At 45.3% G+C, this 12,716-nt stretch carries 14 protein-coding genes; 9 read left to right on the top strand and 5 right to left on the bottom strand.

Translation table 11 applies throughout. From position 1 onward, the window contains the following. Positions 1 to 51: 51 nt before the first annotated feature. Entirely contained in the window at positions 52 to 648 is a 597-nt protein-coding gene (locus QUF19_RS16475) for a tRNA-uridine aminocarboxypropyltransferase (protein ID WP_286295076.1), read from the bottom strand. Positions 649 to 650: 2 nt separating this feature from the next. Continuing rightward, complete coding sequence (locus QUF19_RS16470) at positions 651 to 2,195, bottom strand: COG3650 family protein (RefSeq protein ID WP_286295075.1); 1,545 nt, start codon at positions 2,193 to 2,195, stop codon at positions 651 to 653. 39 nt (positions 2,196 to 2,234) lie between these two features. On the opposite strand from QUF19_RS16470, the gene QUF19_RS16465 reads away from it, so the two are divergent. Further along, positions 2,235 to 2,702, top strand: a complete 468-nt coding sequence (locus QUF19_RS16465) for an EVE domain-containing protein (RefSeq protein WP_286295074.1) — start codon at positions 2,235 to 2,237, stop codon at positions 2,700 to 2,702. 83 nt (positions 2,703 to 2,785) lie between these two features. Here QUF19_RS16465 and QUF19_RS16460 read toward each other — a convergent pair whose 3' ends face one another. Together QUF19_RS16460 and QUF19_RS16455 are read right to left on the bottom strand one after the other, a co-directional pair. After that, positions 2,786 to 3,613 (bottom strand): Cof-type HAD-IIB family hydrolase, encoded by an 828-nt coding sequence (locus tag QUF19_RS16460; protein WP_102433894.1) that lies wholly within the window; start codon positions 3,611 to 3,613, stop codon positions 2,786 to 2,788. A gap of 187 nt (positions 3,614 to 3,800) precedes the next feature. Beyond that, positions 3,801 to 4,781, bottom strand: a complete 981-nt coding sequence (locus QUF19_RS16455; protein ID WP_286295073.1) for an alpha/beta fold hydrolase — start codon at positions 4,779 to 4,781, stop codon at positions 3,801 to 3,803. An 81-nt stretch (positions 4,782 to 4,862) separates the two neighbouring features. Here QUF19_RS16455 and rhtB point away from each other — a divergent pair, with 81 nt between their 5' ends. The 7 genes from rhtB to QUF19_RS16420 all read left to right on the top strand — a co-directional run bounded on the left by rhtB (position 4,863) and on the right by QUF19_RS16420 (position 11,488). Next, positions 4,863 to 5,480: a homoserine/homoserine lactone efflux protein gene (gene rhtB / locus QUF19_RS16450; RefSeq protein WP_286295072.1), complete on the top strand. Its 618-nt coding sequence runs from the start codon at positions 4,863 to 4,865 to the stop codon at positions 5,478 to 5,480. Between the two features lie 44 nt (positions 5,481 to 5,524). Further along, complete coding sequence (locus QUF19_RS16445) at positions 5,525 to 6,745, top strand: EAL and HDOD domain-containing protein (RefSeq protein ID WP_102433892.1); 1,221 nt, start codon at positions 5,525 to 5,527, stop codon at positions 6,743 to 6,745. A 99-nt stretch (positions 6,746 to 6,844) separates the two neighbouring features. Beyond that, entirely contained in the window at positions 6,845 to 7,186 is a 342-nt protein-coding gene (locus QUF19_RS16440) for a metalloregulator ArsR/SmtB family transcription factor (RefSeq protein WP_102433891.1), read from the top strand. 157 nt (positions 7,187 to 7,343) lie between these two features. After that, a complete protein-coding gene (locus QUF19_RS16435; RefSeq protein WP_286295068.1) occupies positions 7,344 to 8,345 on the top strand; it encodes an ArsJ-associated glyceraldehyde-3-phosphate dehydrogenase in 1,002 nt (333 codons plus the stop codon). A gap of 41 nt (positions 8,346 to 8,386) precedes the next feature. Continuing rightward, entirely contained in the window at positions 8,387 to 8,878 is a 492-nt protein-coding gene (locus QUF19_RS16430) for a cyclin-dependent kinase inhibitor 3 family protein (RefSeq protein ID WP_286295067.1), read from the top strand. Between the two features lie 206 nt (positions 8,879 to 9,084). After that, positions 9,085 to 10,305, top strand: coding sequence for an organoarsenical effux MFS transporter ArsJ (gene arsJ / locus QUF19_RS16425; RefSeq protein ID WP_102433889.1), 1,221 nt, complete (start codon positions 9,085 to 9,087; stop codon positions 10,303 to 10,305). 169 nt (positions 10,306 to 10,474) lie between these two features. Continuing rightward, positions 10,475 to 11,488 (top strand): acyltransferase, encoded by a 1,014-nt coding sequence (locus tag QUF19_RS16420; RefSeq protein WP_102433888.1) that lies wholly within the window; start codon positions 10,475 to 10,477, stop codon positions 11,486 to 11,488. Between the two features lie 29 nt (positions 11,489 to 11,517). On the opposite strand, the gene QUF19_RS16415 is transcribed toward QUF19_RS16420, so the two are convergent. Then, positions 11,518 to 11,847: a DUF2500 domain-containing protein gene (locus tag QUF19_RS16415; RefSeq protein WP_286295065.1), complete on the bottom strand. Its 330-nt coding sequence runs from the start codon at positions 11,845 to 11,847 to the stop codon at positions 11,518 to 11,520. A gap of 244 nt (positions 11,848 to 12,091) precedes the next feature. On the opposite strand from QUF19_RS16415, the gene QUF19_RS16410 reads away from it, so the two are divergent. Next, positions 12,092 to 12,466, top strand: a complete 375-nt coding sequence (locus tag QUF19_RS16410) for a DUF4145 domain-containing protein (RefSeq protein ID WP_102433886.1) — start codon at positions 12,092 to 12,094, stop codon at positions 12,464 to 12,466. Positions 12,467 to 12,716 lie beyond the last annotated feature (250 nt).

Genomic DNA, 12,716 nt, shown 5'->3' with positions numbered 1-12,716 from the left:
GTTTTTGTTTCTGTTTTACGTTATTTACCGCAAGCTTGTACGTGGCTTCCTCTATTTGAGTGAATGACCACATTTATCCGCTTGAAACACCTTTAGGTAGTGCTGGTAGTAATCGTTAATCAGCCTAGCAGGTTCGGCTTCTCCCAACGTTTTTAGTAACTCAACGCCAACTTCGCAGGTACATAGGTGCCCACTGTCTTGATTGCGGCGCAAGGTGTATGACGATTCCGTCGTGATATCGAGATGGATTTGAGGAATGGTTTTTAACCACGCGCTCTTGTTGAGCATTTTCTTCGCTTCCTGCCATGTGCCATCCAAGATGATGAATAACGGCTTACGATCTCCAGCTACAGATGACACGGCCTGCTGGCACTCAATACTCTTGTCACTTGGAAACAGCAAAAAAGGCTGTAATGCGTCGTCTTCGAGTAAGGCAATTAGCTCTTCTGGCGGTGTTTTTCGTTGCCACATGAAGGACTGACACTGCTGAATAGATTGCTCAAGCAGCTTTCCGGTATTGGTGTCTCGCGACAGTTCATTCTCATGAGTCAGCAGTACAAGATCAGTTTGGCTTTCAACACTTGGTATACGATGACAAATACATTGATGAGTGAAGCCACAACCACCGCAAGCTTGTTGATTACTCATGGTTATAGCTTAACTCCGCTTTGTGCTGGTGATATGCCATCAGCAAACAGAACCACATCGCTGATATCAGCATCGTCCGCAACTGGAGCAACGCTTGGGTTTAGTGGGTAGCTAACACCGGTGTAAGACAGTGTGTGCTTCGCTGGTGTTGCTCCACCGCCGCTGACATTGAAGATCAGATCTTGCCAGCCATGATTTTGCGATTTACCTAAGCGTATATCGCCCTTAACCAGTGTCACTCGGCTATTGAAGCGCCAGTTGTTTTGGTGGTTTTCAAAGATAAGCAACGTACAGCCACCCGAACCACACCAATCGAGTTGAGCAAATAGCTCTTCTTTGCCATCGCCGTTCAGATCGTAGGTTAGCCAGCGGTACTTAGTATTGTCTGGTGCGGTGTTGTTGATCTTAAAATACTCGCGGATCGCTTGGTCGACTTTTTGATCAAGTTGATCACTGGAGTTTACCTGCTTTGCGGTTAGATCAACGTTGGTGGTCGTATTCACTTGTGCCTGTTCACTCTTGGCTTCAAATAGCACTAGACCGCCATTGGCAATAGGGTAGACAACATTGCCCACTTTTTCCTTCTCAGCGACCAGTTTGCCGTTATCGAGTGTGAAGATGCGCTCAGAGATTAAGTACTGTTGCTGGTGGCGAGTCATCACAACCTGTACCTGATTTTGGTTAAGTTGCTGCCAGAAGCCCTGTTCAATAATAGAAGGATCGCCATTGCTGTACGAGTAAGTCGTAATAGCGCTGTGGTCATCGTTGAGTTCTAGGTTGATAGAGAAGCCAGTGTTCTGCGTTGAGCTTGCGAAGTAGAGTCCACTCCAGTCGAGGGTTGGGTCTTGGTTAGCCACCATTGCACAGCCATTGTAGCTGCTGTCATTGAGATTAAGTTTGGTGTGCCAGCCATAGATAGAGTCACTCATGCCATCACTGCAGCTCTCTTTCTTAAGATTTAACTCACCTTGAGCCTGGTTACCTTTAAGCTGGTAGTCGCGGGTGCTTGGTGTGGTGCGGCTAGATTCGATATTGAGGCGCTGAGGTTCTTCGCCCATCTTAGTGTATTTGAGTTGGTCTTTATCGAAGGTTGCTGACCAGTATGGTTCATTACCAAAAGCGCGTGTTGCGCGAAGTGGTTGGTCACAACGATCAGGGTTCTCTGCCGTTAGCACATTGACTTGGTCAACTACGAAGCGTGCGGTGAAATCGGCATTGTATCCCGTTTGGCTCGGCACAGTGAGATGGCCGATAAGCTCGCCGTATAAGGCTTGATAAGGTCTAGTGGCCAACCCTTGTGCTTCTAGCGCTAACTCGGGTGATAAATCTAACCAGTATTGTTGTTGGCTGCCGCAAGGCGTGAAAGTTCGGCTTTCATGACCAACCACAACCTGACCACGCATGATGAAGGTTTGCGGTTGAATGCTCAGTGGTTCATCTAAGGTTGCTGGTGGTAATTCAGGTTGTTGCGGCGTATCTGGTGCCGTTACACAGCCTTGTAAAGCGAATGCGACTAGCCATGTCACTGGGTTTTTCATTACCTTCATGTTATATCTTCCTCGGAGCAACCGTTAATTGGATTTATTATGGCATATTGGTTATTTAAAACAGAACCCGACACCTTCTCTATTCAGACTCTTAGAGTGCAAAAAACCTCTTGTTGGGAGGGTGTACGCAACTATCAGGCTCGAAACATGATGCGTGATGACGTCAAGCTTGGCGATCTGGTGATGATATACCATTCATCATGCAAAAAAGTTGGCGTAGCAGGGATCGCAAAGGTAACCAGAGAAGCCTACCCAGACCATTTTCAATTCGATCCCGAGAGTGATTACTATGATGCCAAGTCTTCGCCAGATAACCCTCGCTGGATAATGGTTGATGTCGAGTTTGTGCGAGTGACTGAGCGCTTGATCCCTCTGGCAACGCTTAAAGCTATGCCTGAGCTCACCGAAATGCCGCTGGTTAAACGAGGCAATCGCTTATCCATCATGCCTGTTACCGAACAGGAGTGGCAGGCGATCTTAGGAAAAGAAGTACTCGGCTCTCGTTAGCGTTAGAGGAAGCTTTTAGCGTAAGGTTCAAAAAAGGCAGCCACTGGCTGCCTTTTTATTTATTCAGATTTTTTTTGACTAGATTAAAGCAGGTGCTTTTCTAAGTAGTGCGCAACTGCATCGTCGGCGTTGCTGCCAATCACTTCATTATCAGGCAGCGCTTTAAGTACTTTTTCATGGGATGTACCCATCACTAAGCCTTTACCTGCCATTGATAGTAGTTCGACATCGTTCATGCCATCACCAAAAGCAATGCAGTTTTCTAGCTCAAGGTCGATAGATTGAGCTACGGCTTGTAGCGCATCGCCTTTAGACACTTCTGCAGCCATCACTTCCAAGCACCAAGGTGTTGAGAAAGCGACATTCAATTTTTCACCAAACAGAGCATTGAGCTCATCTTCAAATGGAACAAGGTGTTCATGTGATTTATTTGGGTGAGTACAGAAGATTTTAGCAATGCCTTCACTCGGTGCGTTATCTGCATCGTACAATCGGTATGTGAAGCCTGTTTGATCGTGAAACTTCTTCATTGTTTCGTCATCACGATTCAGTAACCACTCATCGTTCATATAGATATGGATGAAGATCTCTGGGTCTTTCTTAAACACATCCACAACACTTTGCACTAATTCAGCAGGGATATTCTTGGCATACATTAGATTGTCGTCTTGGTCATGCACGCGAGCACCATTCGAGGTGATCATGTAAGCCGGAATACCCGTTTGCTTGCGAATACCAGCAACATCAACATGGTGACGACCTGTTGCGAAGATAAAGGTATAACCTTGTCCGTGTAACTTCGTGAGTGTTTGCTTGGTAAAATCGCTTAACTGATGGTTGGGAGCCAAAAGCGTACCATCTAGATCAGAGGCAACAATTTTCACGGAATCTTTTAGTGCAGGAATAGTCATTTAACCCTCATTGCAAAATGCTTAACCAATATCGACACCAGCCAATGCCAGTGCCCTTTGAAATACAATATCTCTATCTAGAAATTGTATGCCAAATTCATGCAAGAAAAGAGGGCAAAGCTCACTTACTTCTCTTCCTCTTTAGCGCTTATCTTATTAGTCGTTACTTTCTATTGGTGTGCGAGCGTTAAACAAAAAACTGATTAATGGCATCCAGTGTTTGATTGCGATATTCATCTTTTTCAAACAACACCTCATGTCTAGAGCCTTCAATGGCCATAAACTGGCTGGCTGAGTTGGTTTTCTTCAGCTTATTGATGAACTTCATTTGAGCATCGTTACTCACAATCTTCTCTTCCCCAGCCTGAATCAATAGCAGAGGGATTTTGATTTGACGAGTCTGCTGAATTGCCTGCTTAGCTGCCATTAATCCTTGCCAAACCCAGCGAGTGCTTGGTCCACCCACTTGTAAAGAGGGTGACTCGTCATACAGTCGGCGGAACCATTGGTAACGTACCTTGCTTTGGCTTAATAAATTATTTTCGAAGGGCTTCGAGTAATACGCTTGTTGCCCTGGGGCATAAGTCGGCTTGGCATAACAAGCCGTGAGTACCTGTCCAACAACCATCGCGATGGGCTTGAAGTACCATTCAGTATTGATCCCAAACATGGGTGCGCACAGCGTGACCTTGTCAAACGGGTGGTCTGGGTGAGTTTGCAGGTAGCGAGTGGCTATCGTGCTGCCCATTGAGTGAGCGAGCAGATAACGATTGGAATATCGGTTGAGGTCAAAGCTGGCAATGATGTCGGACATATCTGACGCATAATCATCAAACTCATGAATGTGACCGATGTCAGAGTCTGTTACCATACGTTCCGACTGGCCTTGACCTTGGTGGTCAAATGAATAAACGTCATAGCCTTGTTGATAGAAATCATAAAAGAGTTCTTGGTATTTCAAGCAACACTCGATGCGACCATTTGAAATTACAATGGCTTTGGTGTGCGTCGGTGAGGTTAGGCTACACCAGTACAGCTTCTTTTTACCAGATGATGTGACATACCCATCTTTTCGTTGTTGCCAAAGGGCAGGGATCGGGTGTTTAATCGCTTGCTCGAACTCAGGTTCTTGCGTGTACGAAAACGGGGCGGCACTGTGGTTTTCCATGGGAAATTACCTGAACTGATGCATGTGAGAGCGTTATCGCTACTAATGTTGTTAGATTAAAGAACTAGTAAGGAAATGCAAATGGATACTCATGTTTGGCTTGCTTATGTCGTCACGGCGATTTTGTTTAGTTTGGCTCCGGGCTCTGGTACCGTTAATTCAATCAGCAATGGGCTAAGTTATGGCACCAAGAAATCACTCGCGTCGATCGCAGGCTTACAGCTTGGTCTAGCATTCCACATCATTCTGGTGGGAGCGGGCATTGGTGCACTAGTCGCTCAATCCGCGTTGGCGTTCACTATCATCAAATGGGTCGGTGTGGCTTATCTTTTGTGGTTGGGTATTCAAAAGTGGCGTGATAACTCTAGCTTGGTGGCTTCAGAAGAGAGCACAATATTATCGAGCGGAAGATTGTTGAGAAATGCGGTGCTGATTAATCTCACTAACCCGAAATCTATCGTGTTTTTGGTGGCTCTTTTTCCTCAATTTATCGATCCGACACAGCCTCAGGCTCCACAGCTATTAGTGCTTGGTGTAACGACGGTATTCATTGATAGCGTGGTTATGTTGGGTTACACCTCATTAGCTTCACAAATGGGACGTTTTATTCGTTCTGATCGCGTAATGGGTAAGATAAATAAAATATTTGGTGGTATGTTCATGGGCTGCGGGGCTTTGCTGGCTGCCGCGAAAGCTTAGTTTAGGCAATAGAGTTATCGTTAAACCAATAGAGTTATCAATAAATGACCGCTACCTACGTTGCTAGACAACCTATCTTAAATCGCAAGAAGAACACGCTTGGTTATGAGCTGTTGTTTCGCGACGGAGAAAGGAATGCCTATCCTGCGCATATTGAGTCTAATCGAGCAACGTATCGTCTGATTGTTGAGAACTTCTTATCGGTTGGGCTTAACCCTTCGATCCCATCTTCACGTTGTTTTATTAACTTCCCGTATCAAAGCCTGATCCGTCGGTTGCCTTTGAGCTTGCCTAAAGACAAGGTCGTGGTTGAAATCCTTGAAACCTGCCAACCGACCGACCAGTTATTAGAAGCCGTTAAAGAACTTTACCAAGCGGGCTACATGATTGCCCTAGATGATTTTACTTCGACGCCAGAATGGGAACGTTTCCTAAAATACACGCATATTGTGAAGCTCGATATTATGCAAATGGGCTTGGATGAAGCGTGTGAGTTAGTTAGGGCTCACCAAGGTCAGAAGTTTAGCTTCCTTGCTGAGCGAGTCGAAACCGAACAAGAATTCCAACAAGCCAAAGAAGCGGGTTTTCGATTTTTTCAGGGTTACTTTTTCAGTAAGCCAGAGATAGTCAAAACCAAGTACATTAGCCCAGAGCAGGTGATTGCTATGGAGCTATTTCAAGAAGTGTGTAAAGCCAATGTCGATTTTCAACGAGTTGAAAATATTGTGGCCAAAGATGTGGCGTTGTCATACAAGCTTCTACGCTTCGTAAATTCCATGTCGCCACGTCTTGAGGTGACAATTTCTTCTTTCCGTCAGGCCTTGGTTTATCTAGGGCAAGAAAAACTCAAAATGTTTGTTTCGCTGGCGGTGGCTTCTTATGTGTCAGATAAGAAACCGAAAGAGTTATACAGCTTATCGCTTCAGCGAGCTCAGTTCTGTCAGCGTATGTCTCGCTATCAGCCGTTTTCAGGGCATGCTGAACAAGCCTTTATGATTGGCTTGTTTTCGTCACTCGATGCTTTGTTAGATTTATCGCTAGAAAATCTTGTTGAACAACTCCCATTATCTAAAACCATCAAGGTCGCTTTGTTACGCAGAGAAGGGCCATATGGAACGCTTTTAGCACTTGAAGAGAGCTTTGAACATGCGGATTGGCAACAGATTGATAAGCACTGTGCTCATTTGGGACTGAATGTTGAACAGGTTAAAACCGAGCTCACTGAAGCTCAACGTTGGAGTCATAACGTAACCAACCAGCTCTGATTTTTCTTCGTTAAACTTTTATGACAATTAAAACGCACGCCTTGACGTGCGTTTTTTTATAGTTAATATATACGCATATCCATATATGAGTATGTAGTTATGCTTCCTCACCAATTTTTTAAATTACTGTCTGATGAAACGCGAGTGCGTTGCTTAATGTTGATAGTGCGCAATGAGTGCTTGTCTGTTGGTGAACTTACTCAGGCATTGCAAGAAAGTCAGCCAAAGGTTTCCCGTCACCTAGCGCAGTTGCGCTCAAATGGCATTTTGACGGATGTTCGCCAAGGACAGTGGGTGTTCTACCGCCTGTCACAAGATTTACCGGGTTGGATGCTAAAGTTAATTGATGACCTTATCGCATCGAACTGTTTGAAAACTGAATACCAACAAGATATTGAGCGTTTAGAAGCAATAACTTCACGCCCTCAATGTTGCGTTTAAATACATTAAAACTTATTGCCGAAATAGTTGGAGTTGCAGCTAGGCGACAAGTGAACTTATCCCTATGAGCATAGTGGTTCTATGTGATTAGGGTAAGTGAACGTAGTCAACAACGCAGCGGCTTCAAATATGAGGCAATTAACTGAGAGAAAATACGATGACAGTGAAAGTAGGTATTAATGGTTTTGGCCGTATCGGCCGTCTAGCACTTCGCGCCGCATTCGATTGGGCTGAGCTAGAATTTGTTCAAATTAACGATGTGGCTGGCGATACAGCGACATTGGCTCACCTTCTCGAGTTCGATTCAGTTCAAGGTCGTTGGAATCACGAAGTGTCTGTTGAAGGCGATGAGATGATAATCAACGGTCAACGCATCAAAACCACCAAAGAGCGCGACATCGACGCGATCGATTGGTCTGGTTGTGATGTGGTTATCGAAGCTACGGGTGTTCACCGTAAGACATCTTTCCTGAACAAATACCTTGAGCAAGGCGTGAAGCGAGTTGTGGTATCGGCGCCAGTGAAAGAAGAAGGCATTGCAAACATCGTTGTCGGTGTGAACGACAATATCTTCGACCCAGCTGTACACAAAATCGTAACGGCAGCGTCTTGTACAACCAACTGTCTCGCGCCAGTGGTCAAAGTGATCAACGAGAAGCTGGGTATCGAAAATGCAGCCTTCACCACTATTCACGATCTAACTAACACGCAAACTATTCTTGATGCGCCCCATAAAGACTTACGCCGTGCACGTGCATGTGGCATGAGCCTTATCCCGACAACAACGGGCAGCGCTAAAGCGATTGTTGAGATCTTCCCAGAGCTTGAAAACCGCATCAATGGCCACGCAGTTCGTGTACCTCTAGCGAACGCTTCTCTGACTGACATCATCTTCGAAGTGAAGCAAGACACCACGGTAGAAGAAGTTAACGCGATGCTGAAAGAAGCTTCTCAGAATGAACTAAAAGGCATTCTTGGCTTTGAAGAGCGTCCACTGGTTTCTATCGATTACAAAGGCGACCAACGTTCAACTATCGTAGATGCACTATCAACCATGTTGGTAGGTAAGCGCATGGTTAAGATCTACGCTTGGTACGACAACGAGATGGGCTACGCGACACGTACAGCAGAGCTAGTACGTACAGTTGGTTTGGCATAAGCCTGCGTATTAAAGAAATAGTAGAATCTGGAGAATACATAATGACACATCCAACATGGCAACTAGACCTAGAGCAAGGTGCGCTAATCCTGACTCCATGCCCAGGTACAAAAGAAGCAACGCTTGATGCATCACTGGCTCAGCTAAAAGAGCAAGGCGTTGAAGCGATTGTGACGGCTTTAGACAGTGAAGAACTGGCAAGCAAGAACGTTTCTGAGTTAGGCGAGAGAGCGCAAGCACTAGGCATGCAATGGTTCCAGATCGAAATCGAAGACGATTGTGCACCGGGTGCTGATTTTGCTGCGAAATGGCAAGCAGCGAGCCCTGCACTACACCAAGTCGTGGATAACGGTGGTAAGGTAGCAATGCACTGCATGGGCGGCTCTGGTCGCACTGGTTTATTGGCTGCACACCTACTGTTAGAGAAGAGTTGGGATCTGAGCAAGATTGTTCAAGAAGTTCAGGCGCTTCGTCCAGGTGCTTTTACTAAACCGATTCAGGTTGAGTATATCAACGGCGTAGCTTCTGCGTAGCTCTTCATACTTGAACCTGCAGAGTTGTTAACTGCGCAAGTTCACCCTAATCACATAGAACACCTATGCTCATAGGGCTGAACTTGCTTGTTGCCTAGCTGCAACTCCAATTATTTTGAGTATAAGTTAAGTGGAAAGTAAGAATTAGAGCTTTTGGACACCTATGATCTAAAAGCTCTTTTTGTTTAGATTGCAGAGATAGCGTTATGTTTTCAAATCTAAGTAAGAGCGTTCGCCAATACATGTTGGTGACTTTTAACTACTGGAACTTCACCATTACTGATGGTGCACTTCGTATGCTGGTGGTTTTGTATTTCTATGACCTTGGCTACAGTTCGTTAGAGATCGCCTCACTGTTCCTTTTTTATGAATTCTTTGGTGTGGTGACTAACCTCATCGGTGGTTGGTTAGGGGCTCGTCTTGGACTCAATAAGACCATGAACATCGGTTTGGGGATGCAAGTTGTCGCCTTGGGCATGCTCGCGGTACCAAGCGCAATGTTGACCATCCCTTGGGTGATGGCTGCGCAGGCGTTGTCTGGTATCGCTAAAGACCTCAATAAGATGAGTGCCAAGAGCTCAATCAAAACCTTGGTTCCGGATGAACAGCAAGGCGCGCTTTATAAGTGGATTGCGATTCTGACCGGATCTAAGAATGCGCTTAAAGGTGCCGGGTTCTTTATTGGTGGCTTGCTGCTTTCGACGATTGGCTTCCAATACGCAGTGCTAGCGATGGCTGCTGTTCTGACATTGGTCTTCATTGGCAGCTTAGTGAGCTTAGAAGCGGACATGGGTAAAGCGAAAACCAAACCCAAGTTCAAACAGATTTTCTCTAAGTCTGAATCCATCAACATCTTATCGGCAGCGCGTATGTTCCTATTTGGTGCTCGTGACGTGTGGTTTGTGATTGCTCTGCCGATTTATCTAGGCAGTGTGTTTGGTTGGGACCACTCATGGGTTGGTGGCTTCTTAGCGGCTTGGACCATCGCTTACGGCTTTGTACAGGGCATTGCACCTAAGATTACCGGTAAAGCCCAAGGTAAGGTACCTGATGGTCATGCTGCGTTATTGTGGGCGGGTGCATTGGCTATCGTGACCGCTGGCATTGCTTATGCGGTACAGATTGGGTGGCAACCCGAGCTGGTTATCATCGGTGGTTTGATGGTATTTGGTGCCATCTTTGCGGTGAACTCATCACTTCACTCATACTTGATTGTCAGTTATGCGAAGGGCGATGGTGTGTCGCTTGACGTCGGTTTTTACTACATGGCGAATGCGATGGGCCGTCTGATTGGCACTATTCTGTCGGGCTTGGTATTTCAAATGGCCGGTTTGTCTGCGTGCCTGTGGGTATCGTTCGCGTTCTTAGCTATAACTACGGTGATCTCTTTGCGTTTGCCTAAGGTGCCGCAAGCGTCAGCCGCATGATCCTTATTCGCAAGAGCTTCATTAACAAGAGCTAAAGTCGCATAATCTAAAGTCGAGCGTTCTTAATTCGCGATATGCTTCTCCTTTAACAATAAGCTGACTTGGTATTTATTCCGGTCAGCTTTTTTATTGCTATAGTAGAATGATTGAATATTAATCAGGCATTTACATGAAGCAGCGAATTCTCTTTTTTGATTTAGCACGATGTGTCGCGGCCGTAGCGGTTATCGCGATTCATGTTTTGGCTCCTTATCGCAACGAGCTAGGAACGATTCCTTTCGGTGAGTGGTTAACGGCGATCACCGTCAATGGCTTCAGTCGTTGGGCTGTGCCAGTGTTTATTTTGATTAGTGGCGCGTTGATGCTGAGCGATCAGCGCCCGTTTGACGCCAAATATTACCTCAAGCGCCGCCTAGGTAAGGTACTGATACCTTTCATTGTCTGGTCGCTTTTCTATACCTACCTGTCTGGTTGGTCTGCGATGGGCTTTGATGCCGACGTGAGTTGGGAGGTGTTGCTCAATAGCTACCATCACTACACCTATTACCACCTTGGTTTCTTCTATTACTTTATCCCGCTCTACTTCGTGATTCCTTTCTTACAGATCATGGTCAGAAAGTATGGGGATAAGGCCGTTTATGGTTTCACTGCGGTTTGGTTATTTACGACTTTGTTGTTCTTACTCAGGATAGATGGCCCATGGAGTCACGAGTTGTGGCTTTACACTGGCTACTTGCCATTGGGTTACCTGTTGTACAAGAAGGTTCCGCTTAACAAGTTAACTGTTGGTGTGAGTGTGGGGCTTGGCGCATTGGCATTGTTAACCACAGTCTACATGGTGGTGGATGCGAGCTTAATTGCCGAGGAGTACACCGTTGGTCGTTGGTTATCTTACAAAACGCTGAATACTGTATTAGCCGCGAGCATGGTGTTTATGCTGTGTCGTTACTACGGAGAAGGGTTATCTGAGAAAAGTAACCAAGTGGTTGGCTTTATCAGTAAACACAGCTTAGGTATCTATCTGCTGCACCCTATCTTCTTGTGGCCAATGAAAGAGTTCGGTTGGTACCAAGGACACCCGGCATGGGTGATTCCATTATGGATAGTGATCAGTGGTGCAGGGGCTTTATGGATGAGTTGGCTGGTTTCTAAATCAGAGAAAACGAGTTGGCTATTGCCTTAATGCTGCTGAGGATGGTTGTATTGAAGTGATTAACGTTTCAATGCAAAGTGTAAGAACTTATCGCCCTGGTAGGTTAAAGTTCCTTTATCGCCAGGGTTAAGAGCATGAAAGTAATGGATACCGACTTGGAATTCTCGCTTCGGTCCAACAACACCACGTTGAACGTAAATCCAATACTCTTGATCTTCTTGGCCAGGCTCTGCGTCAGGAAGGTCGATCGACTGCTTGTCTAGTACAGTGACATTCACTTTCTTTTCTGGCGCGTTATCACCTTGCATGTGTTTTCGATAGAAACCAAGAAATACCCAAGCAGCAAGGCCAGCAAGTGCAAAGATGGCAAGAAAGAGTGAATTAGGCATAGAACCTCCATGTAGTCGTGATGGTTATTCTAGTCTTTCGGGCAATAGGGATATGTGTTTAAAGCCGCTATTCGTGAACTGCTGTAAGCTAAGCTGATTATTTTTCGGCTGATATCACATTTAATGGCAATCTTGGGATAAAGCATTGTTATTTATTGTCTCTTTCTTAAGTAACTAGCAATGAATTTGTATAAAAATAGGGAAATGCTCGACTAGAATTATAGTGTGGAGTGGGAGGGCTAAGATGACCGATATTGAAAAAGTGGTGACAAGAACTCGCAATATTGAAAAATTATTGAGACTTCAATACCACGCTGAAGGCGAAGGATTGCACGAGCTTGTGACAAGCTGTGAAGAAAGGCTACCGCACGATATGGTAATCAAGCTGCGTTATATCGCAACGTGTCGTAACAAGGTAGTGAATGAGCATGACGCTCAACTGGAAGACCAGCATAAATTCATCATGATGTGTAACGACTGTGAGAAGGAGCTGACTCCACGAAGCGGTCGTTTTATCTGGCGAGTTGCGATCTTATTGATGATGGCAATGACTTTAGCCGCAGCGGGTTTCTATTATGCGAACTGGGATGTGTTAACACTGCATCTGTTTTCGAAGTGAAAAAATTGAACAAAAAAAAGGGACGCTCATGGCGTCCCTTTTTTTATCTGTAACTTGCTTAGTACATCATCGGTAGTGTCATAAGACCTACAACTACCGCGATCATTACAAGTCCTTGTCTTTGCGAAGATGAAATCATAACACTACTCCTAAATTTGGTTGTCTCTCGCTATGTTTTAAAGAATAGCCCACTTATAGGTTTAGATCAAGAATTACTTTCGAAAGCTCCAAAAGTAGTAGAAAACTATTG

The sequence above is a fragment of the Vibrio sp. FE10 genome, from assembly GCF_030297155.1.
Taxonomy (GTDB): Bacteria; Pseudomonadota; Gammaproteobacteria; order Enterobacterales; family Vibrionaceae; genus Vibrio; species Vibrio apostichopi.
Note: the sequence above shows the minus strand (reverse complement) of the source record. Positions and strands in the feature narration are given on the sequence as shown.